The sequence below is a fragment of the Stakelama marina genome, from assembly GCF_018122655.1.
GTDB classification, from domain to species: domain Bacteria; phylum Pseudomonadota; class Alphaproteobacteria; order Sphingomonadales; family Sphingomonadaceae; genus Sphingomonas; species Sphingomonas marina.
This window is the reverse complement of record NZ_JAGRQC010000001.1, coordinates 649637-671620: the sequence shown is the minus strand read 5'-3', so window position 1 is coordinate 671620 and position 21984 is coordinate 649637. Positions and strand designations below refer to the sequence as shown.

The following is a 21984-nucleotide window of genomic DNA, read 5'->3' as shown; positions in this document are numbered from 1 at the left end:
TCGCATCGGGCATGGAACCGGCCAGCGCGCTTGTGGTTGTTTCGCTTGAATGATGAAAGGGTTCCGAAATGGCTGAAGAAAAGACTCCCGCGACCCCGATCAAGGAGGGACCGGGAAGTGCGACACCTTCCTCGACTGCGACTGCACCGAAAGCGCCCAGGGCGTCACCCAAGCCCGCCGCGCCTGTGAAGGACGGCGCCGGCAAGGCCAAGAACGCAAAGGAAGTGATAAAGGAGGAAGCCGGAAAGGCCTCCCGCCAGGCAGGCGACAAGGCCCGCGGCTATGCCGAGCAGGGCAAGGAAAAGGCGACGGGCGCGCTCGACGAAGCGGCCAAGGTCATCAAGGACGCAGCCGGCAGCGTGGATGACAAGTTCGGTTCGGAATATGGCCGCTATGCGCACAGCGCCGCCGGTTCGGTTTCCGATCTCGCAGACCGGCTGCGGGACGCCGATGTCGACGACCTTCTCGAAGAAGCGCGCCAGTTCGTTCGCAAAAGCCCCGCCATCGCGCTGGGCGCCGCGGCCGCGGTCGGATTCATTTTCGCCCGCATCCTCAAGTCCGGCATCGATTCGGACACATCGATCTGACATTGAAACGAGGCACCGTGCAGAACAACGGACCGGAAGAGCCCGGCCTCGGCACCCAACTCGCACAGCTCGCGCGCGAAACGCGCGACTGGGCGAGGGCCGAAGGCGAATATTACAAGGCGCTGGCCCGGGATCGCGCCAACGACGTGAAGCTGGCGCTGGCGCTCGGCGTGGCGGGAGCGACGCTCGCTTACGCCGCGCTGATCGCGTTGCTCGTCGGCGCGATCATCATCCTCATGCCTGTGGTGGGCGCGATATGGGCGGTGGTCATTGTGACGGGCATAGCACTCGCAATGTCCGCCCTCATGGTTCGCGCGGCACTGCGCTTTTTCCAGAACGCCAAGCGCCCGGCGACCCCACGCGACAAACTATAGGCCGAATCATTGAGCGACAGTCAGCAACTCCGTACCGCCAATGCCGAAGCGCTGCAGGCACGTTATCAGATGCTCGCGACGTTCGAGCAGGTGAAGCGCCGCATGCGGCCCGCCAACCTGGCCGACGAAGCCAGGGGCAAGATACGCGACAAAACAGAAATCGCGGTGGCAACGGGCGCTCGCGCCCTTTCCCGACACCCCGTACTGTTGCTTGGTATGGCGACCGTCGCCGTGTTGTTCCTGTCCAAACGATCGCGTCGCGGTAGCCGCGCGAAGGCGGCATGAAACCGCTGACCGCATCAGGAGTTTGAACTAGAAATGGGCGCACCGCCCGAAGAAAGGATACCGTCCATGACCGACACCCGGACCCCGCCCCAGAGCAAGAGCGGAATCCGCGCCAAGGCGCGCTCGGCAATCGACAAGACACAGGAAAGCGCAAGCGAAACCTATTCCAGCGCTCGCAAGCGCACGCGCGATGCCGCGCACCGTGCCGGCGAGGGCGTTGAGGCCAACCCGCTTGCCGTTCTGATCGGCGGAGCAGCGGTGGGCATGCTCGCAGGCGCGCTCATCCCGAGTTCGGAACGCGAAAAAGAAGCGCTTCGCCCGGTCGGAAAGCGCGTCGCCGAAGGAGCAAAAGCCGCGGCGCTCGCAGCACGCGACGCGGGCAAGGAAGAATTCGAATCGCTCGCCCCCGATCGTGAGACCGCGAAGAACAAGGCCAGCGGCATCCTGGGTCACATCGCAAAGGCCGCGGTTGACGCGGGGAAATCGGCCGCGACCGAAAAGAAATCGTCCTGAGGCGGAGATTCAGGCGTTCGGGGGCTTGAGTGACGCGCATGAGCGGCTATGCGCTTTCGCCGAACCTGATCCCCCGGGAGTTTGAACGATGAGCCTTTTGCACCTCGTATTCGGCGGCCGCGTCAGCGACCCGCAGACGCTGGATTTCACCGACCTGAAGGATATCGACGTCGTCGGCATCTTTCCCGACTACAAGAGCGCCGAAAAGGCGTGGCGCGCCGCCGCACAGCGCACCGTGGACGATGCCGAGATGAAATATGTCGTCGTACATCTGCACCGGCTGCTCGAGCCCGATATCGCGCTCACTCCGAAAAGCTGACGGGACGAGGCTCCGCCGCGCCGGAGCGCCACCTCAACAGCGGGCGGGCAAGCACCAGCCCAGCAATAAAGCCACCGACATGCGCCGGCGCTGCGACCGGCATGTCGGTGCCTGCGCTCATGATCCCGATCATCAGGTTGAGCACGGTCCAGGCAACCGCCAGCCACACGACGTGAACAACGCGCGCCGGTATCGGACCGATCGCCTTCGCCCGCGAACGGCCATAGAGCAGCGCATAGGTCCCCATCAGCGCCGAGATCGCGCCGCTCGCGCCGATCATCGGCACCTGCGCACCCGGACCGGCGAGCCACTGCGCAGCAACCGATGCATAGGCGCCGACCAGATACAGCACCGCAACCGCCTTCCATCCGAGCAGCTTTTCGCATTGCTGCCCGGCGAACAGCAGCATGAACAGGTTGAAGCCGAGGTGGAGAAAGCCGCCATGTACCAGCGTGGCGGTAAGCGGCGTCAGGATCAGCGGCGCCAGCTTGTACTGCGCCGCGAAATAGGACGTTCCCGATACGCGCGCAGGAATGAACCCGGCCCATAGCGCAGCGGGTTCGATCCAGTTCAGCAGGATGATAGCGACGCTGACGACGAAGGTCAGCGCCGCGATTGCAAAGGTCGCAGGCGCACCGCGCGCCCGCATCGGCTTAAATGAACTCGATTTTGGACACGAGATAGTAACGGTCGCCCGAAGGCACCGTCACTTCGACCTCGTCATCGACACGCTTGCCGATCAGCGCGCGGCCCATCGGCGAGTTGTACGAGATGCGACCCGCCTTGGCATCGGCCTCGGTCTGACCGACGATCTGGTACTTCACCGGCTTGTCGTCCTCGTCGAGCATCGTCACCGTCGCGCCGAACACAACCTTGTCGCCCGAAAGCTCCTTGGGGTCGATGACCTGCGCGCGGCTCAGCTTGTCCTCGATATCTGCAATCGAGGCCTCGATCTGGCCCTGGCGCTCTTTCGCTGCGTGATATTCGGCGTTTTCCGACAGGTCGCCGTGCGCGCGCGCCTCTTCGATCGCATCCACGATCTGCGGACGTTCCGCCTTCAGCGCCTTCAACTGCTCGGTCAGCTTTGCATGGCCCTCGGCCAGCATCGGCATCTTTTCGACCGTCGCCATAGATCTCGAATCCCTTGTCTCACAGCCCCTGTTTCAAGCGTCCCATATCCGGGCCGCCCGCACCTTAACATCGATTGGGGAGGTTCAGTTGTGCGGTTGCGAATAATAGGTCTGCAAGGACCGCACTTCAAGGGACTGGCGCGAAAGTGCCACAATCGCCTGCGCCGCCGCGTTGCTGGCAGGTGCCGTGGTGAAGTACGGAACCTTCTGGCTGACCGCCGATGCGCGGATCGATTTCGAGTCCTGAAGCGACTGCCAGCCTTCGGTCGTGTTGAAGATCAGATCGACGCCGCCGTCGAGGATCCGGTCGACGATATGCGGCCGCCCCTGCGCAACCTTGTTGATCCGCTCGATCTCGATGCCCTGCTGCGTCAGATAGTCCGCGGTTCCGCCAGTCGCGACGATCTTGAAACCATGATCGGCGAGCATCTTCGCGCCCTCCACGATCACGGGCTTGTCGCTGTCCTTCACGCTGATGAAGACGGTGCCGCCCGTCGGCAGGACCACGCCCGCGCCGAGCTGCGACTTCGCGAAGGCGACGGCGAAATCGCTATCGATCCCCATGACTTCGCCGGTGCTCTTCATTTCCGGCGAGAGCACGGGGTCGACACCGGGGAAGCGGCTCCAGGGGAATACGGCTTCCTTCACCGCGACATAGTCGATCGCGCGGTCGATCCTCGGCAGATCAGCAAGCTTCTCGCCCGCCATCACGCGCGCGGCGATCTTGGCGATGGGCGCGCCGATCGCCTTGGCGACGAAGGGCACGGTGCGGCTCGCGCGCGGGTTGACCTCGATCAGATAGACCTCGCCATCCTTCACCGCGAACTGGATGTTCATCAGGCCGCGCACCTTGAGCGCCCGCGCCAGCGCCTCGGTTTGCTTCTCGATCTCGGCGATGATGTCGTCGGGCAGGCTATGCGGCGGAATCGCGCAGGCGCTGTCGCCCGAATGGACGCCGGCTTCCTCGATATGCTGGAGCACGCCCGCGACGACGACGTCGGTGCCGTCGGCAATGGCATCGACATCGACCTCGATCGCGTCGCGCAGATACTGGTCGATCAGCACCGGACTGTCGCCCGAAACCTGCACCGCGGTTTCGATATATTCCTCGAGCTGCTGCGTGGAATCGACGATCTCCATCGCCCGACCGCCGAGCACATAGCTCGGGCGTGTCAGCACCGGATAGCCAATGCGTTCGGCCACCGCGATCGCCTCGTCACGGCTGCGCGCGATGCCGTTGTCGGGCTGTTTCAGGTCGAGCTTGGCAACCATCGCCGCAAAGCGTTCGCGATCCTCGGCAAGGTCGATCGCATCGGGCGCGGTGCCGAGGATCGGAATCCCCGCTTCCTCAAGAGCACGGGCCAGGCTGAGCGGCGTCTGCCCGCCGAACTGGACGATGACCCCCGCCAGTTCGCCCTTCGACTGTTCGACATGCAAAATCTCGAGAACGTCCTCGACGGTCAGCGGTTCGAAATACAGCCGGTCTGAAGTGTCGTAATCGGTCGAAACCGTCTCGGGATTGCAATTGACCATGATGGTCTCGAACCCGGCCTCTTCGAGCGCGAAACAGGCGTGGCAGCAGCAATAATCGAACTCGATGCCCTGCCCGATCCGGTTCGGCCCGCCGCCGAGGATCACGACCTTCTTGCGGTCGCTCGGCATCGCCTCGTTCTCGGGCTCGCCAAAGCTCGGCGCCTCGTAGGTCGAATACATGTACGGCGTCTTCGCTTCGAACTCGGCGGCGCAGGTGTCGATGCGCTTATAGACCGGGCGCACGCCCAGCTTGTGGCGCAGCTTGCGCACCTCGGCCTCGGTCACACCGCCGGTCATCGCCTTGACCGCCTCGTGAATCAGCCCCGAGCCACGCGCCACCGCGCGCTCGCTGCCCTCGCGCAGATTCGCCGATTGCAGCGCCAGCCAGGCGAGCCGCTTGTCCGAAAAGCCCATCGATTTGAGCTTGCGCATACCGGCGGCATCCTGCGGCAGGCCGCCGCGGCACACCTGCTCCTCGGCACGCACGATCTCGGCGATGCGTTCGAGGAACCACGGATCGTATTTGGTGATCGCCTGCACATCAGCGACGGTCAGTCCTTCGCGCAATGCCTGCGCCACGACGAGCAGGCGTTCGGGCGTCGGCTTAGCGAGCGCCGCCTCGATCACCGGACGTGTCGCGCCGCGCAGCCGCTCGACCGTGTTGAAGCCCGAAAGCCCGGTTTCCAGCCCGCGCAGCGCCTTCTGCATCGATTCGTGGATGTTTCGGCCGATCGCCATGACCTCGCCCACCGACTTCATCGCGGTGGCGAGCACGGGTTCGGCGCCCTTGAACTTTTCGAAAGCGAAGCGCGGGATCTTTGTCACGACATAGTCGATCATCGGCTCGAACGATGCGGGCGTGACGCCGGTGATGTCGTTGTCGATTTCGTCGAGCGTGTAGCCGACCGCCAGCTTCGCCGCGACCTTGGCGATCGGAAAGCCCGTCGCCTTCGACGCCAGCGCAGAGGAACGCGACACGCGCGGGTTCATCTCGATGACGACCAGCCGGCCGTCCTTCGGATTGACTGCGAACTGTACGTTCGAACCGCCTGTTTCGACGCCGATTTCACGCAGCACCGCCAGGCTGGCATTGCGCATGACCTGATATTCCTTGTCGGTCAGCGTCAGCGCCGGTGCGACGGTGATCGAATCGCCCGTGTGCACCCCCATCGGGTCGACATTCTCGATCGCGCAGATGATGATGCAGTTGTCCGCGCGGTCGCGGACCACCTCCATCTCATATTCCTTCCAGCCGAGCAGCGACTCGTCGATCAGGATCTGACCGACCGGCGATGCCTCGATGCCGGAGCGCGCATAATGTTCGAATTCCTCGCGGTTATACGCGACGCCGCCGCCGGTGCCGCCCAGCGTGAAGGCCGGGCGGATGATCGCGGGCAGGCCGATCTCGTCCATCAGCTCCATCGCGCGCACGACGCCGCGCGGCTTGTCATAGCCGATAACGCGGCCGTTCTCGTCCTTGATCTCCGGCGCGGCGGCGATCGCGGCGCGCGGGGATTCGAGGCCGATCCTGTCCATCGCCGCGCGGAATTTCTCGCGGTCCTCGGCCTTGTCGATCGCCTCTGCATTGGCGCCGATCATCTGGCAGCCGAACTTCTCCAGCGTACCGTCGCGGTCGAGCGCGAGCGCGGTGTTGAGCGCGGTCTGCCCGCCCATCGTCGGCAGAACGGCGTCGGGCCGCTCCTTCTCGATGATCTTGGCGACGATCTCGGGCGTGATCGGCTCGACATAGGTCGCATCCGCCAGCTCGGGATCGGTCATGATCGTCGCCGGGTTCGAATTGACGAGGACGATCCGGTAGCCTTCCTCGCGCAGCGCCTTGATCGCCTGCGTACCCGAATAATCGAACTCGCACGCCTGCCCGATGATGATCGGACCGGCGCCGATGACGAGGATGGAGGAAATGTCAGTGCGTTTGGGCATTATTTGAAAGCCTGAGAAAAAATAGTAAAAAACAGGCCAGCCAATCCAATGATATCGGCAGCTCGACTAATAAGACGCCAGATTTCTTCGGAGGGCGGTTCGGGCGCATCAACCAATTCACGCGCAGCTTTTAGGTAAGCTGCCGCTTGCATTGTTTTGAAGTTGTCGGCATGCGCGCCTGGCAGACTATCCAGCGCCTTGTTAATCAAACTGCTTACAACTCTCGCATTACGCGCATCAACAATGGTTTTCGTTAATCCAGTCCACTCAGCACTATTCACTGTGATGGCAGCATGACGGATGTCAGCCTCGGGAACGTCACCGACTATAATAAAGTCGCCGCTTTCCGTGACGATTGGAACTCCGTCTTCGGTGACTAGCGAATTCGCAGGTGTGCCAACTGCTAACTGGTCGAATCCGCTTGCCTCATAAACGCCTTGGTCAGTCAGACAATAAGACGCCTCGTAGTCCCGTTCTCCCATTTTAGTCTCTAACAGTCCGTCAGAAACCATCTGGTCAAGAATCACGCGAAGTGCTTCTTTGGAATAGACTTCATCCTCCACGTCGTAGCTATCTGCGTACGGAACTGATTGACCTGCCACGTTTTCAAACAGCGTCGTTAGACTGCGAAACGGGTTCTCATCCTCGCGAGAGGAATTAAAATAATCGAGCACTGCTCGCTCGGTCCCTTGTTCGCTCACCCCAACATCCCCACAAAGCGCTCGAACAGGTAGAAGCTGTCCTGCGGGCCTGGGCTGGCTTCGGGGTGATACTGGACGGCGAAGACGGGCTTGTCGGTCAGTTCGAACCCGGCGTTGGAGCCGTCGAACAGCGACACATGCGTCTCGCGCGCATTGGCGGGGAGCGTATCGCCCTTCACGGAAAAGCCGTGGTTCATGCTGGTGATCTCGACCACGCCGTCGCTCAGCCGCTTGACCGGGTGGTTGGCACCGCGATGCCCCTGGAACATCTTGGTCGTCTGAGCCCCCACCGCGAGCGCGAGGAGCTGATGGCCCAGGCAGATGCCGAAGATCGGCAGGCCCGTGTCGATCAGCTTCTGGATCACCGGCACGGCATATTCGCCGGTCGCCGCCGGATCGCCGGGGCCGTTCGACAGGAAAATGCCGTCGGGCTTCAGCGCCATGACATCGTCGAAGCTGGCGGTGGCGGGAAGGACGGAGACCTTTGCGCCGGCCTCCACCAGGTTGCGGTAGATGTTGCGCTTGGCACCGTAGTCGATCGCGACGACATGGGGGCGAGCCCCGGTTCCGGGTTTCTCGACTTCGCTCGAAACCAACGGTTGGCTTGTGGAGTCGTCGCCTACATCTCCGTTCGTGCCGAGCGAAGTCGAGACACGTTCGCCCTCGCCCTCATACCCGAACCCCAGCCGCCAAACGCCGCCTTCCCAGCCGTAATGCGTCTCGGTCGTGACCTCTTTCGCGAGGTCCATGCCCTCGAGCCCCGGCCAGTCGCGCGCCATCTGGAGCAGCTTCGGAATGTCGAACTCGCCCGCCTTCGAATGCGCGATCACGCCGTTGGGCGCTCCGCCCTCGCGGATACGCCGGGTCAGCGCGCGGGTGTCGATACCGGAAAGGCCGATGCGCGCGTGGCCCGCCATCCACTGGTCGAGCCGCTCGACCGAGCGGAAATTGGACGGCTCGGTCACGTCCTCGCGCACGATCATGCCGAGCGCATGCGGGTCGTTCGCCTCGATATCTTCGGCATTGGTGCCGACATTGCCGATATGCGGAAAGGTGAAGGTGATGATCTGCCCGGCATAGGAGGGATCGGTCATCACCTCCTGATAACCGGTCATCGCGGTGTTGAAGCAGACCTCGCCGACGGCCTCGCCCTCGGCACCGAAGCCCCTGCCCCACAACACGTCGCCTGACGCCAGAACCAATACCCCCGTCGCTCCTTCGGGCACGAGGTGGCGTTTGGCGTCGGCCATGGTGGCGGGCACTCCTAAAGACTAAGGTTCCGGCGATGTCGCTAAGCCGTGTCCGCTAGACGCACCCGCCGGGGTCGTCAACCGCCTCTCGTTGCATTACATCGCACGCGACACTGATTCCAACGAAAGCAGTTCCATGATCCGCGACGATATCAAAGCCGCACTCGTCACCGCGATGAAGAGCGGCGACAAGCAGACCACCGCCACGATCCGCCTCGTTCAGGCGGCCGTAAAGAACCGCGACATCGAAGCGCGCGGCAGCGAGGTGGCCGATGACGACGCGCTGGTGACCGAGGTGCTGCAGAAGATGGTCAAGCAGCGCCGCGAATCGATCGACATGTATGAAAAGGGCGGCCGCGCCGAACTGGCGGAGGCCGAGGCGGCGGAAGTCGCCGTCATCGAACAGTTCCTGCCCGCCCAGATGGACGAGGCCGAGACCAAGGCCGCGATCGAGCAGGTAAAGGCCGATGTCGGCGCGACCGGCATGAAGGATATGGGCAAGGTGATGGCCGAACTGAAAGCGCGCCACGGCACCCAGCTCGACATGAGCAAGGCCAGCGGACTGGTGAAGGCGTCTTTGGGTTAAGGGCAGGTCTCCCCTCCCGCTAGCGGGAGGGGTCGGGGGAGGGAATGGAAACTCGGACCAAAGCCCGTAGGCTCAGGCGCGATGCGACGCCGGCGGAGCGCCGCCTATGGGAATTTCTGCGAGCGCGTCAGGTCGCAGGAGTCCGGTTCAATCGCCAAGGTCCCCATTGGTCCTTTCGTGTGCGACTTTGTCTCCCGGGGTGCTAAACTCGTCATCGAAGTCGATGGCGGGCAGCACGCTTCGCAGACGGAACAGGATCGCGATCGCTCGCGCTTTCTGGAAGCCGAGGGGTATCGCGTGATCCGGTTCTGGAACAACGATGTGATAGAGCGGGTCGAAGGTGTGGTGACGGAGATCGAGCGCGTATTGGTCGAAATGCCCTCCCCTAACCCCTCCCGCAAGCGGGAGGGGAACCCATGACCCTCACCCCCGCATTCCTCGACGAACTGCGCGCTCGCACGACGCTGTCCACGCTCATCGGCAAGTCGGTGAAGCTCCAGCGCGCGGGGCGTGAATGGAAGGCGTGCTGCCCGTTCCACCAGGAAAAGACGCCCAGCTTCACGATCAACGACGACAAGGGTTTCTACCACTGCTTCGGCTGCGGCGCGCATGGCGATGCCATTCGCTGGATGACCGATCAGCGCGGCCTGCCCTTCATGGACGCGGTGAAGGAACTCGCCGCCGCCGCCGGCATGGAAGTACCCGCCCCCGACCGCCGCTCCGCGGAACGCGCCGAGCGGCAGAAGGGGCTCCACGAGCTGATGGCCGACGCCGCGCAGTGGTTCACCGAACAGCTTCACGGCCTGCCCGGTGCCGAGGCTCGCGCGGTGCTCGAACGGCGCGGGATCAGTGCAGAGACGGCGCGCCGGTTCGGGTTCGGCTTCGCTCCCGATTCGCGCAGCAAGCTCCGCCAGGCGCTGTCGAATTACGGCGATCCCAAGCTGGTCGAGGCGGGCATGCTGATCCAGGTCGAGGGCAAGGAGCCCTATGACCGGTTCCGCGGGCGGCTGATGATTCCGATTCGCGACGTTCGCGGCCGCGTGATCGCATTTGGCGGACGGATCATCGGCGACGGTGAGCCGAAATATCTCAACTCGCCCGAAACCCCGCTCTTCGACAAGGGACGTAACCTCTACAATCTCGACCGGGCACAGGCCGCCGCGCGCAAGGCTGGCCGGGTGATAGCGGTCGAGGGCTATATGGACGTGATCGCGCTCGCCCAGGCCGGGTTCGAGGAAGCGGTAGCGCCCCTCGGCACCGCGATGACCGAGCAACAGCTCGAGCGGCTGTGGCGGATGGCCGATGTTCCGCTGCTCTGCTTCGACGGCGATTCGGCGGGACAAAAGGCGGCGATGCGCGCGGCCTTGCGAGCACTGCCGATGCTCCAGCCCGGACGCAGCCTGGGATTCGTGGTGCTGCCCGAGGGACTCGATCCGGACGATCTGGTCCGCCAGCGCGGTCCCGCCGCCTTCGAACAGCTGCTCAAGAAACCCGAACCTCTGGTCGAGCGCATCTGGGCGCACGAGGTCACAGCCGAACCGATCGAAACGCCCGAAGCGCGCGCCGGGCTGCGCCACCGCCTGACCGAACATGCGCAGACGATCGGCGATCCGGTGGTACGCTCCGAATATCTTGCCGAATTTCGGCGGCGCTTCGACCAGCTTTTCGCGCCTCCCCCGCGCCGCGCCTTCCAGCCGCGTCAGGGCGGCCAGCGCCGTGGGCCGTGGAAGCCGCCCGAACCGCCCCCTTCCGCCGAGGCGCGCAACGTCAACAGCGGTGGTATCGACCGCGTTCTGGCGAAAGCCGTACTGGCCGGACTGATTCGCCATCCCGCCGAAATCGCCCGTCATATGGAGGTGCTCGGCACGCTGAAAATGGCAGATGGAGCGCTTGGGAGACTGTTCGAGGCGGTAATCGACGTCGCGCTTGAAGATCAGGCGCTTGATGGCGCGCGATTGCGCACCATATTGGCATCGTCCGGGTTCGACGAGATGGCCAGCGACCTGTTGCGAGCTGACACGCTACCTTTCTCTTTCACGCAAAGCGGCGCCGACGAAAGCCGTGCGCGGGCGGATCTGGACGAGGCGATAGCAGTGCTCGCAGCGCGACCCGCGGTCGATGCGGCACTGGCCGATGCGACGGCTGCGGTGCAGAATGGCTTTACCGAAGAGGCCTTTGCGCGGCAGGTGGCGCTGGTAAAGGAACGACAAATGCTGGAAGCGCGTCTTGCAAATCTGATGCTGGGCGACGAAGACAGCGGCACTATTGCGTAATCGAGGGCAATTGATGGCGAAGGCGAATACGGCGGAAGTCGCTGACAACGAGACGGGCGACGCTCCGCTGATCGATTTGAACGAGGGGTCGCTCAAAAAGCTGGTCGCCCGTGCGAAGAAGCGCGGGTACATCACCGTGGACCAGCTCAACGAGATGCTCCCGCAGGACCAGATGTCCTCCGAGCAGATCGAGGACGTGATGGCGGCGCTCAACGATATGGGCGTGAACGTCGTCGAGAATGAGGAAGCCGGCGAGGACGGCGAACCGGACGACGACACGCCCGATGAGGTCGATGCGGGTTCGGACAGCTCGAAAAAGGCTTCGACCAACGAGGCTCCGAAGAAGAAGGAAACGGTCGATCGCACCGACGATCCCGTGCGGATGTATCTGCGCGAGATGGGCGCGGTCGAACTGCTCAGCCGCGAGGGCGAAATCGCCATCGCCAAGCGCATCGAGGCCGGCCGCGACACGATGATCCTCGGCCTGTGCGAAAGCCCGATCACCTTTCACGCGATCATCGACTGGTCGAACGCGCTGAACGAAGGCGAAATGCAGCTGCGCGAGATTCTCGATCTCGACGCGATGCTGACCAAGGAACCGGCGCCCGAAAGCCTCTCCGACGAGGATGAGGACGATAATGGCGAGATTTCCGAAAAGACCGCCGGCCCGTCGTTCAAGGAAGACGACGATGTCGAGGACGAGTCGGAGGATGACGAAGAATCGTCGATGACCGAGCGCCGCGCCAAGCGGAACGAGGATGACGACGAAGAGGACAACACCCTCTCGCTCGCGCAAATGGAAGAGACGCTCAAGCCGCAGGCGCTCGAGAAATTCGCGACGATCACCGAGCTCTACAAGAAATTCTCGGCGATGCAGTCGAAGCGGCTCGACGCGATGGCGGCGGGCGGTGAGCTTTCCGCAGCCGATGAGCGCAAGTACCAGAAGCTGCGCGAGGACCTGACGGCAGAGGTCGAAAGCGTCCAGTTCCACCAGGCGAAGATCGAATATCTCGTCGACCAGCTCTACAGCTTCAACCGGCGCCTGACCGCGCTGGGCGGACAGATGCTGCGCCTTGCAGAGCGGCACAAGGTCAAGCGCCGGGACTTCCTCACCCAATATGTCGATCACGAGCTCGACGAGGGCTGGCTGACCGCCGTCGCCAAGATCGACAAGAAGTGGAAGGCCTTTGCCGACGCCGAGGGCAATGCCGTCGACCGCATCCGCACCGAAATCGCCGAGATTTCTCAGCAGACCGGCATGGCGCTCGCCGAATTCCGCCGCATCGTGAACATGGTGCAGAAGGGCGAACGCGAGGCGCGAATCGCGAAGAAGGAGATGGTCGAGGCGAATCTGCGCCTCGTGATCTCGATCGCGAAGAAATACACCAATCGCGGATTGCAGTTCCTCGACCTGATCCAGGAAGGCAATATCGGCCTGATGAAGGCGGTCGATAAGTTCGAATATCGCCGCGGCTACAAATTCTCGACCTATGCGACCTGGTGGATTCGCCAGGCGATCACTCGCTCGATCGCCGACCAGGCGCGCACGATCCGTATCCCGGTCCACATGATCGAGACGATCAACAAGCTGGTCCGCACCAGCCGCCAGTTCCTCCACGAGCAGGGCCGCGAGCCCACGCCCGAGGAAATGGCCGAGCGCCTCTCCATGCCGCTCGAAAAGGTGCGCAAGGTGATGAAGATCGCCAAGGAGCCGATTTCGCTCGAAACGCCGATCGGCGATGAGGAAGACAGCCATCTCGGCGATTTCATCGAGGACAAGAATGCGGTCATTCCGGTGGATGCCGCCATTCAGTCCAATCTGAAGGAAACGGTGACGCGCGTCCTCGCCAGCCTGACGCCGCGTGAGGAGCGCGTGCTGCGCATGCGTTTCGGCATCGGCATGAACACCGATCACACGCTTGAGGAGGTCGGCCAGCAGTTCAGCGTGACCCGCGAACGTATCCGCCAGATCGAAGCGAAAGCGCTGCGGAAGCTCAAGCATCCCAGCCGCAGTCGCAAGATGCGGAGCTTCCTCGACCAGTGATATGATCGATTCCCGGCGGCCCCGCGAAGGAGCCGCCGGGAATTTTCTTTTCCGGCCACACGAGCGCCTCGCTAACAGGGGCTCAGATCAATTTTCTCGGCCATGCCGGACGCTCGTGTTTTCGCTGCCGTCGACAATCGCATCCAATTCGGTTCGAACCCATTGTTTCTCGGTTCGTCCAACTGACTCTCCGCGGATAACGGGGAGTATCAATCACATGGCCAGCAGTGTGCAGACGGGCGAGTATGAACAGCTTGCGCAGCATCAATGTGTCACCGCATCCGAAATCGTCCGGCATTTTGGCGTCTGGCAAGACCGGGCGCACGATCATCCGATCTATATCGTCCAGAACGGTCAACCCGACCTTGTGCTAGGTTCGGTCGACATGATGCAAAACGGCGGCGACGGCGCAGAGCCTGGCGTCGCCCCGGCGCTTGCGGCCGACGACCTGCTCGACCTCTTCAGCGAAACAGTGTTCCTGCTCGACGAAGCGTTGCGGATTTCGAAAAGCAACGCCTCCGCGCGGCGGTATTTCGGATGCAGCGAAGTCGCCTTGCGCGGCAAGACGCTGGCGCAGGCGTTACCCAAACCGTTCGGCACTTGCCTCGATCAGGTCGCCGAGCGCGTTGCGCGCTGCGGTTCGACGGAGTGCGTCGAAATCGAGCTTGAAAGCGGATTGGAGCGCGCTCTCGCGGTAACAATAGCGCCCGTCGGAGGCGGGCTGGCGCTCGTCGGCGAAAATATCGCCATTCGCGAACAGCGCGACCGCGCGGTGGCATCGCTTGGCGCGCTCGATTCGGCACTGGCCGCCATGCGCGGCATTGCCGAGGTCCGAATCAACGCCAGGGGGTTCGTCGACGCGCCGACCGAAAGCTTTACCGCCTTCATCGGCCATGACGCCGAAATGGTCCGGAGCGTCCGCTTTGCGAGCCTGTTCGACATGGGGTCGCGCGCCGGCGTCAACGAGGCGATCGAAACGGTCTTCAGGGAAGCGAAGTCGATCGGGATTGCAGCCGACCTGCTGGCCGACGGCACCCAGACGGTGCCGGTACGCCTCGGCCTTGCGCCCCTGCGACGGAATCTTGCGGTTGTTGGAGTGAAAGTGGTGATCGCGCTCGAAAATCTCTCCGGTTCCGGAAAGCCTAACGCGTCGTAAACCACGTCTTTACGTGCTTCGGTATATGCCTTTCGTGCATTTGGGGGTGACAGCATCGGCAATAGGGCCCGATGCGAAGCAAGGCAGAGGAACCGATGTCAGTCCACTCCGCAGAAATCGCAGGATTCGGGGGCGCATGGGAAACCTTGCGGGCGTTGGTTCGCACCGACGGTAGCGCGACTCAGGCCGCTGTCTGGCATCTTGCCAATCAGAATACGCCGATCCGCGATCTTGCCGACGCGGTGCATTTCCTCTGCGTGCTGCACGGCCGCCATCCCGGGGTTATCGAGCTTGCCGCGAATCACTCCGGCACCGACGCGGCCCAGGGGTGGCTCAGCGTCGCTGCGGATGCGTTTGCGCAAGAACGCGGCTATCTGGCGACGCTTGCCGCGGCCGCCGGTCCTCCGCCCAGCACGCCCGGTCAGGCCGATTCGGAAACCGCAGTGATGGCGCAACATCATGCGCTTGAAACCCTCGGGAAGTCGGACCGGATCGGATGTGCGCTCGGCGCCGCCATTACGCTCGTTCTGGAGTGGCACGCCATCCGGCAAGCGCTGGACAGCACGGCGCGGCGGCTGGGTGTCGATGTGCCGGATTGCGACCTGCCTCCCGATCATGAAAGCGCAGCACTCGTTTCCGCGCTGGCGGGTTCGCTGTCGGTGGAGCGTGCGCTGCTCTTCGGTGCGGACCAGTTGCTCGCACAACATCGCGGGCTGTGGCAGCTCGTTGAAACACGGGTCGAGGCGCGCGACCAGCTCTGACGCGACCATGCGGCTTGCGCTGCACCTGCCCGGCCCGTTATCGCATACCCGGAATTCTAATCACGATCGGGAATGCAATGCGCTTCGAAGGCACCCAGAGCTATGTCGCCACCGACGATCTGAAGGTCGCGGTCAACGCCGCCGTCACCTTGCGCCGCCCCCTTCTCGTGAAGGGAGAGCCCGGGACCGGAAAGACGGTACTCGCCTATGAAATCGCCAAGGCCGTCGAGGCGCCGCTGATCGAATGGAACGTCAAATCGACGACCAAGGCGCAGCAGGGCTTGTACGAATATGATGCGGTTGCTCGGCTACGCGACGGCCAGTTGGGCGACGAGCGCGTCCATGACATCTCCAACTATATCCGCAAGGGCAAGTTGTGGGAGGCGTTCACCTCCGAACAGACCCCCGTCCTGCTGATCGACGAGATCGACAAGGCGGATATCGAGTTCCCCAACGACCTGCTTCAGGAACTCGATCGCATGGAATTCCATGTGTACGAAACGAAGGAGACGGTCCGCGCCAAGGAACGCCCGATCGTCGTCATCACGTCGAACAACGAAAAGGACCTGCCCGACGCGTTTCTGCGCCGCTGCTTCTTTCACTACATCAAATTCCCCGACCGCGAGACGATGCAGGCGATCATCGACGTGCACTTCCCGGATATCCAGAAGCTGCTCGTGTCGCGCGCGATGGATATCTTCTACGATGTTCGCGAAGTGCCGGGGCTGAAGAAAAAGCCATCGACCAGCGAGCTGCTCGACTGGCTGAAGCTCCTGATGCACGAAGACATGCCGCTCGACGTGTTGCAGTCCAGGGATCCGTCGAAGGCCATCCCTCCCCTCCACGGCGCGCTGCTCAAGAATGAGCAGGACGTGATGCTGTTCGAACGCCTCGCCTTCATGGCGCGGAGGCAAGGCGGCAAGGGCTAACGGGCGGAGCGCTGGTCGGTGAGCGCGCCACCACCGCCGCGCGGTGCCACCCGCTTCGCTCGTATCCGGGCGCGGCTTGAGGCTGCGCAGCCGACCGGCGGGTGGCAGGCTCATTTATACGAATTCCTGTTGTTCGGTTTCAAACAGGGCTGGGCGTGCCTGTTTGGCGGATTGATGGTCGCGCTGCTGCTCGCGACGCATTTTTTCTATCCCGCCGACGCCTGGCTGGCTCGCTATGATTTCCTCACGCTATGCGCGCTCGTGATCCAGATCGCGATGCTCGCATTCCGCCTCGAAACGATCTCGGAGGCCAAGGTGATCCTGGCCTTTCACGTCGTCGGCACGGTCATGGAAATCTTCAAGACTGCCCACGGATCTTGGATCTACCCCGAACCCAGCGTCCTCCGTATCGGCGGCGTGCCGCTATTCTCCGGGTTCATGTATGCATCGGTCGGCAGCTATATCGCGCGTGTCTGGCGCATCTTCGACTTTCGCTTCGACGGATATCCGCCGCGTTGGACGACCTACGCGCTCGCCCTGGCGATCTATACCAACTTCTTTTCGCACCATTGGCTACCCGATATCCGCATCTTGCTTTTCGCGGCGACGGGAATGCTGTTCTGGCGCACGCGAATATGGTTCACGCCCTTCCGCAAGCCACGCTGGATGCCGCTGCTGTTCGGCTGGCTGCTCGTCGCGCTCTTCATCTGGCTGGCGGAAAATGTCGGGACCTTCTCGCACGCCTGGCTCTACCCCGGGATGCGCGAAGGCTGGGCGCCGGTCTCACCCCAGAAGCTCGGCGCATGGTACCTGCTGATGATCATTTCCTTCGTTCTCGTATCGATCGTCCAGCGAACCGATCGTATCGCGAACCGGGGAAGTCAGCCCCGCGCCGCAGCGCCGACCGGCTGACGACACGCTAACCGGCGTCGGTCTCGCGCTACGGCTTTCGTTATCGAAGGATCGCCCAGCGACGCAGTTTCGCGCTCTCCGGATTCGACTGGATATTGTACGCAAGGCAAGGTGAGGTCGAACACGGTAAATCGGTAACTAACCAGCTTCGCCAACCTTCCGGATAGCGCAACGCGCCATGATCCGTGGTGATGAAGCTTCGCCGCGCACATTTGCTCGCCGCAATCGTATCGCTGGCCGCGACGCCTGCCAGCGCGGGATCGATTCTCGATTATGTCGGTCAGTGCGTTCCCTTTGCCCGTCAGGCATCGGGGATTCAGATCCACGGCGACGCCTGGACCTGGTGGGCAAAGGCCAAGGGTAGATATGAACGCGGACAGACGCCCGAGATCGGCTCGGTACTGGTCTTCGCGAAATCGCCGCAACTGCCGCTCGGGCATGTCGCGGTCGTCAGCCGGATCGTCGACAGGCGTGTGCTGATGATAACCCATGCCAACTGGTCACGCATCGACGGCGAGCGCGGCCATGCCGAGCGCGATGTCACGCTGTTCGACGTGTCGAAGGCCGGCGATTGGAGCGAAGTCCGCGTCTGGTACCGCGACAGTCACGGTCTCGGCGCCACCACCTATCCGACCTATGGCTTCATCTACGGCGAAAGCGCGAGCGCCAATGTCGCCGATGCGCAGCCATCGCCCGAACTCACCGAAAGACATCCCGACTATGTCGCATCGCTGCTCGACGCCTATGCCCGGTAGGCGTCCCCGGGCTTTACGCGGCGACTAAGCGGCTGCAAAATGCGGGCTTTGGCCGATCTGGTGGAAGCCTTCGATGTTCTTTTCCTTCGTCGATGAATTACGGGCCGCGGGCATCCCTGCGAGCATGAAGGAGCATCTGGTGCTTCTGGAAGCGCTGGACCGCAACGTCATCGAGCGCACGCCCGAGGCGTTCTATTACCTGTCGCGTTCGATCTTCGTGAAGGAAGAAGGGCTGCTCGACCGGTTCGACCAGGTCTTTGCCAAGGTCTTCAAAGGCATCGCATCGAGCTATGGTCAGGAACCCACCGAAATTCCCGAGGAATGGCTGCGCGCGCTCGCGGAGAAATATCTCTCGCCCGAAGAAATGGCGAAGATCGAATCGCTCGGATCCTGGGACGAGATCATGGAGACGCTCAAAAAGCGGCTCGAGGAACAGGAAGGGCGGCATCAGGGCGGCAACAAGTGGATCGGCACCGGCGGCACCTCTCCCTATGGCAATTCGGGCTATAATCCCGAAGGCGTGCGGATCGGCGGCGAGAGCCGGCATAAGCGAGCGCTGAAGGTCTGGGAAGGCCGCGAATTCCGAAATCTCGACAGCACCCGCGAACTCGGCACGCGCAACATCAAGGTCGCGATGCGCCGGCTACGTCGCTTCGCGCGGGAAGGTGCCGCCGAAGAACTCGATCTCGACGCGACCGTCGAGGACACTGCCAAGCAGGGCTGGCTCGACGTCCATATGCGGCCCGAACGCCACAATGCGGTCAAGCTGTTGCTGTTCCTCGACGTCGGCGGGTCGATGGATCCGTTCATCAGGATCTGCGAGGAGCTGTTTTCCGCAGCGACGAGCGAGTTCAAGAACCTGGAATTCTTCTATTTTCACAATTGCGTGTACGAGGGCGTGTGGAAGGACAACCGCCGCCGCTTCACCGAACGAACGCCGACCTGGGACGTGCTCCACAAGTTCGGGCACGATTACAAACTGATCTTTGTCGGCGATGCCGCGATGAGTCCCTATGAGATCAGCCATCCCGGCGGATCGGTCGAGCACTTCAACGAGGAGGCTGGCGGATTATGGATGCAGCGGCTGACCAACACCTATCCGTCAGCTGCGTGGCTGAACCCGGTGCCGCAGGAACAATGGGGGTATTCGCAGTCCACCCGCATGATCCGCGAGTTGCTCGACGACCGGATGTATCCGCTGACGCTCTCCGGGCTCGATGACGCGATGCGCGAACTCAGCCGCAAGAAATAGCTTAGAGCCGCGATACCGCGCGGTGCAGCTTGCGGAGCATTTCTTCGCTTCCCGCTCCCGCGCGCGCAGCCTCTTCGGCAAGCCCCATCAGCCGCACGGCGCCGAAGCTCGCCGCAAGACCCTTTATCCGCATCGCGGCACCGCGCCAGGCAGCGTCGGTGTCCGCGCTTTCCATCGCTTCCATGTGCCGTTTGGAACTCTCGAGGAACGCCTCGCGCAATTCGGCGATCAGGCCGGGCTCGTCGCCCACCGCCGCCGCCAGAGTCGCATCGATTGCACCGGGATCATAAGCCATGCCCCATGGGTACCCGAAAGAGCTTAACGCAACGTATCGCAAAACTGTTTGCCCTGCGCGAATTCGTGATAAACATGTGACCATGAACGGGGGATCGCAGATCGTCGGGCTTCGACCCAATCAGGAACCGGATCCGCAGGATGCGGAGCCCATTGCTGCCGAACAGCCGGCAGAAACTTTCGAAGAACAGGATGAAGCGGTCGAATTCGACGACCCTGACGCCTATCCCCGCGCACCGTGGCTATGGCCCGCAATCGCCATTCTTGCCGCCGCGGCATGGCTCGGCGCGATGCTGTACCTCAGCCTGCCCGCGCTTTCGGCCCCGATGCAGCCGGTGGCGCTTGTCGAGTTCATCGCGGCGCTTTGCATTCCGCCGACGCTGATCGGCATCATCTGGCTGCTTGCCATGCGGACCAGCCGGGCCGAAGCATATCGCTTCGGCGCGACCGCCCGTGCGATGCGCGCCGAAGCCGAAAGCCTCGAGCGGATGGTCGCCGCACTGTCGCGCAAGATCGAGGCGAACCGTGCCGAACTCGCCGAACAGACCAATGCGCTGATGGCGATGGGCGACGATGCGGCGGAGCGGCTGCGCGCTGTGAGCAACGGCATGGGCGACCAGGCCAAGGCAATCGACAATTCGACGCGCACCCTGGCGAGCGCGGCCGGCGACGCTGAAAAGTCGCTCAATGTCGTCCTTGCCTCGCTGCCCAAGGCGCATGAGGAAACCGTCGCACTATCGAAAACGCTCGAAGAATCGGGGCTGACCGCCGGCAAGCACGCAGCCGCGCTCGATGCGCAGCTCGCCTCGCTCGCGCAGCGCGGGCGCGAAGCGGACTCGGTCGCAAATGGCGCCGCCGAAAAACTCGCCGCGCATATCAGCCGGATGGAGGCGACCAGCGAATCCGCTAGCGCCCGGCTCGAACAGGTGACCGGCGAAATGTCGAGCGCGGTCGATCATGTTCTCGAACGCGCGGCACAGGCTGTCGACGAGGCGCGCAAGGGCATCACCGCACAGGGCGAAGCGATGCTGGCGATGATCAGCACCAACCAGAGCGCGATGGAGCGAGCTGGCGAGGAAGGTATCGCGGCGCTCGCTCAGCGGATCGAAACGGTCGATGCCGCCATCGCCCAGATTGCCGAAAAGCTTGGCCAACAGCACGAAAGCGGCACCGCGCTTTTCCAGACGATCGAAAGCGGTGCCGAGGCCGCCGACGCCCGCTTCGAACGACTCCATGCCGACGGGACGAAGCGTGCGCAGGAACTGGCCGCGTCGTTCAGCGCGCTTACCGAAACCGCCGCGGCGATGCGCGAAGCGATGAAGTCGGGCGACGAAACCGCGCATCAGGTGATCGCGACCGCCGAACATCTTCTCACCGCGCTCGATGCCACTGCGCGTGAAATGGACGAAACGATGCCGGGCGCGCTCGAGCGGCTCGACCAGCGCATCAATGCCAGCCGCGAAGTTGTGGCGGCATCCAAGCCCGAACTCCTTGCGCTTGTCACCGCCGCCGAGAGCACGCACGACGCGATCGAGGCGATTGCGGTCGTGGTGGCCAACCAGCGCGATACACTCGGAACGATCACCCAGTCGCTTCTCGAAAATCTGGATATCGGGCGCGGGCGGATTTCCGATGTTCAGAAAATCGTAGATGCGACAGTCGAAAGCACGCAGCGTTTCGCCGACGAAGCGGCGCCGCAACTTGTCGAAGCGCTCACCAAGATCCGCGAAACTGCTACATCGGCGAGCGACAAGGCGCGTTCGACGCTGGCAAGCGTGATCCCCGCGGCCGCCCGCAAGCTTGAACAGGAAGGCGCCGATGCGCTGGGTCGCGCGGTCGACAGCTCGGTCAACCGTCAGATTGCCGAGCTCCACCGCACGACCGAAGAGGCAGTGGCGATGGCAGCAAAGGCGTCGGAACGCCTTGCCGGCCAGATGCAGTCCATTTCGGAAACGAGCTCGCAGATCGAAGCAAGGATCGAAGAAGCGCGCGCCGAACGCGAGGAAAACGACCGCGACAATTTCGCGCGCCGCGTCTCGCTGCTGATCGAAGCGCTCAACTCAGCCTCGATCGACATCACCAAGACGTTCAGCCACGAAGTCTCCGACAGCGCGTGGGCAGCCTATCTGAAGGGCGATCGTGGGGTCTTCACCCGGCGTGCGGTGCGTCTGCTCGAACCGCACGAAGCGCGCGAAGTCGGCCGGATGTACGACGAAGACGGCGAATTCCGCGAGCAGGTCAACCGCTACATCCACGATTTCGAAGCGATGCTGCGCCATATCCTGTCGCTGCGCGATGGATCGCCGCTCGGCGTCACGCTGCTTTCGTCCGATATGGGCAAGCTCTACGTCGCGCTCGCGCAGGCAATCGAGCGGCTCCGCACCTGACC

The 21984-nt window shown here is 63.0% G+C and carries 23 protein-coding genes; 17 read left to right on the top strand and 6 right to left on the bottom strand.

What is annotated here, in order from left to right:
- Positions 1 to 68 precede the first annotated feature (68 nt).
- From J7S20_RS03170 to J7S20_RS03150, 5 genes are all read left to right on the top strand, one after another.
- Positions 69 to 587 carry a hypothetical protein gene (locus J7S20_RS03170; RefSeq protein ID WP_284052775.1) on the top strand — a complete coding sequence of 173 codons (519 nt, stop codon included), beginning with the start codon at positions 69 to 71 and terminating at the stop codon, positions 585 to 587.
- A gap of 17 nt (positions 588 to 604) precedes the next feature.
- Positions 605 to 961 carry a phage holin family protein gene (locus J7S20_RS03165; RefSeq protein WP_284052774.1) on the top strand — a complete coding sequence of 119 codons (357 nt, stop codon included), beginning with the start codon at positions 605 to 607 and terminating at the stop codon, positions 959 to 961.
- 9 nt (positions 962 to 970) lie between these two features.
- Positions 971 to 1246 carry a hypothetical protein gene (locus J7S20_RS03160; RefSeq protein ID WP_284052773.1) on the top strand — a complete coding sequence of 92 codons (276 nt, stop codon included), beginning with the start codon at positions 971 to 973 and terminating at the stop codon, positions 1244 to 1246.
- Between the two features lie 66 nt (positions 1247 to 1312).
- Positions 1313 to 1759 carry a hypothetical protein gene (locus tag J7S20_RS03155; protein ID WP_284052772.1) on the top strand — a complete coding sequence of 149 codons (447 nt, stop codon included), beginning with the start codon at positions 1313 to 1315 and terminating at the stop codon, positions 1757 to 1759.
- Between the two features lie 88 nt (positions 1760 to 1847).
- A complete protein-coding gene (locus J7S20_RS03150) occupies positions 1848 to 2078 on the top strand; it encodes a DUF4170 domain-containing protein (protein WP_284052771.1) in 231 nt (76 codons plus the stop codon).
- On the opposite strand, the gene J7S20_RS03145 is transcribed toward J7S20_RS03150, so the two are convergent.
- The 5 genes from J7S20_RS03145 to carA all read right to left on the bottom strand — a co-directional run bounded on the left by J7S20_RS03145 (position 2062) and on the right by carA (position 8633).
- Complete coding sequence (locus J7S20_RS03145; protein ID WP_284052770.1) at positions 2062 to 2727, bottom strand: rhomboid family intramembrane serine protease; 666 nt, start codon at positions 2725 to 2727, stop codon at positions 2062 to 2064. The two genes, J7S20_RS03150 and J7S20_RS03145, sit on opposite strands and share 17 nt — an antisense overlap.
- A gap of 4 nt (positions 2728 to 2731) precedes the next feature.
- Positions 2732 to 3208, bottom strand: coding sequence for a transcription elongation factor GreA (gene greA / locus J7S20_RS03140; RefSeq protein ID WP_284052769.1), 477 nt, complete (start codon positions 3206 to 3208; stop codon positions 2732 to 2734).
- 84 nt (positions 3209 to 3292) lie between these two features.
- Positions 3293 to 6682: a carbamoyl-phosphate synthase large subunit gene (gene carB / locus J7S20_RS03135; RefSeq protein WP_284052768.1), complete on the bottom strand. Its 3390-nt coding sequence runs from the start codon at positions 6680 to 6682 to the stop codon at positions 3293 to 3295.
- Entirely contained in the window at positions 6682 to 7383 is a 702-nt protein-coding gene (locus tag J7S20_RS03130) for a hypothetical protein (RefSeq protein WP_284052767.1), read from the bottom strand. Before J7S20_RS03130 ends, carB begins: the two co-directional genes overlap by 1 nt.
- Positions 7380 to 8633: a glutamine-hydrolyzing carbamoyl-phosphate synthase small subunit gene (gene carA, locus J7S20_RS03125; RefSeq protein WP_284052766.1), complete on the bottom strand. Its 1254-nt coding sequence runs from the start codon at positions 8631 to 8633 to the stop codon at positions 7380 to 7382. Before carA ends, J7S20_RS03130 begins: the two co-directional genes overlap by 4 nt.
- Before the next feature lie 136 nt (positions 8634 to 8769).
- Between carA and J7S20_RS03120 the strand changes: the two genes are divergently transcribed.
- The 11 genes from J7S20_RS03120 to J7S20_RS03070 all read left to right on the top strand — a co-directional run bounded on the left by J7S20_RS03120 (position 8770) and on the right by J7S20_RS03070 (position 19301).
- Positions 8770 to 9219: a GatB/YqeY domain-containing protein gene (locus J7S20_RS03120; protein ID WP_284052765.1), complete on the top strand. Its 450-nt coding sequence runs from the start codon at positions 8770 to 8772 to the stop codon at positions 9217 to 9219.
- 44 nt (positions 9220 to 9263) lie between these two features.
- Positions 9264 to 9425, top strand: coding sequence for a DUF559 domain-containing protein (locus tag J7S20_RS16330; protein WP_430980895.1), 162 nt, complete (start codon positions 9264 to 9266; stop codon positions 9423 to 9425).
- Positions 9397 to 9639, top strand: a complete 243-nt coding sequence (locus tag J7S20_RS03110) for an endonuclease domain-containing protein (protein WP_430980894.1) — start codon at positions 9397 to 9399, stop codon at positions 9637 to 9639. The genes J7S20_RS16330 and J7S20_RS03110 overlap by 29 nt, the downstream gene beginning before the upstream one ends.
- Positions 9636 to 11492: a DNA primase gene (gene dnaG, locus J7S20_RS03105; RefSeq protein ID WP_284052763.1), complete on the top strand. Its 1857-nt coding sequence runs from the start codon at positions 9636 to 9638 to the stop codon at positions 11490 to 11492. The genes J7S20_RS03110 and dnaG overlap by 4 nt, the downstream gene beginning before the upstream one ends.
- Positions 11493 to 11505: 13 nt before the next feature.
- A complete protein-coding gene (gene rpoD, locus J7S20_RS03100; RefSeq protein ID WP_284052762.1) occupies positions 11506 to 13536 on the top strand; it encodes an RNA polymerase sigma factor RpoD in 2031 nt (676 codons plus the stop codon).
- Between the two features lie 217 nt (positions 13537 to 13753).
- Positions 13754 to 14692: a PAS domain-containing protein gene (locus tag J7S20_RS03095; protein WP_284052761.1), complete on the top strand. Its 939-nt coding sequence runs from the start codon at positions 13754 to 13756 to the stop codon at positions 14690 to 14692.
- Between the two features lie 155 nt (positions 14693 to 14847).
- Positions 14848 to 15453 carry a DUF6975 family protein gene (locus J7S20_RS03090; RefSeq protein ID WP_284052760.1) on the top strand — a complete coding sequence of 202 codons (606 nt, stop codon included), beginning with the start codon at positions 14848 to 14850 and terminating at the stop codon, positions 15451 to 15453.
- 77 nt (positions 15454 to 15530) lie between these two features.
- On the top strand, positions 15531 to 16382 hold the full coding sequence (locus J7S20_RS03085) for an AAA family ATPase (RefSeq protein ID WP_284052759.1): 852 nt from the start codon (positions 15531 to 15533) through the stop codon (positions 16380 to 16382).
- 18 nt (positions 16383 to 16400) lie between these two features.
- Positions 16401 to 17294 carry a DUF817 domain-containing protein gene (locus J7S20_RS03080; protein WP_284052758.1) on the top strand — a complete coding sequence of 298 codons (894 nt, stop codon included), beginning with the start codon at positions 16401 to 16403 and terminating at the stop codon, positions 17292 to 17294.
- 191 nt (positions 17295 to 17485) lie between these two features.
- A complete protein-coding gene (locus tag J7S20_RS03075) occupies positions 17486 to 18049 on the top strand; it encodes a CHAP domain-containing protein (protein WP_284053388.1) in 564 nt (187 codons plus the stop codon).
- A gap of 73 nt (positions 18050 to 18122) precedes the next feature.
- Positions 18123 to 19301: a vWA domain-containing protein gene (locus J7S20_RS03070; protein ID WP_284052757.1), complete on the top strand. Its 1179-nt coding sequence runs from the start codon at positions 18123 to 18125 to the stop codon at positions 19299 to 19301.
- Position 19302: 1 nt separating this feature from the next.
- Here J7S20_RS03070 and J7S20_RS03065 read toward each other — a convergent pair whose 3' ends face one another.
- Positions 19303 to 19596, bottom strand: coding sequence for an Hpt domain-containing protein (locus J7S20_RS03065; protein ID WP_284052756.1), 294 nt, complete (start codon positions 19594 to 19596; stop codon positions 19303 to 19305).
- A gap of 82 nt (positions 19597 to 19678) precedes the next feature.
- Between J7S20_RS03065 and J7S20_RS03060 the strand changes: the two genes are divergently transcribed.
- Positions 19679 to 21982, top strand: a complete 2304-nt coding sequence (locus tag J7S20_RS03060; protein ID WP_284052755.1) for a coiled-coil domain-containing protein — start codon at positions 19679 to 19681, stop codon at positions 21980 to 21982.
- Positions 21983 to 21984: the final 2 nt, after the last annotated feature.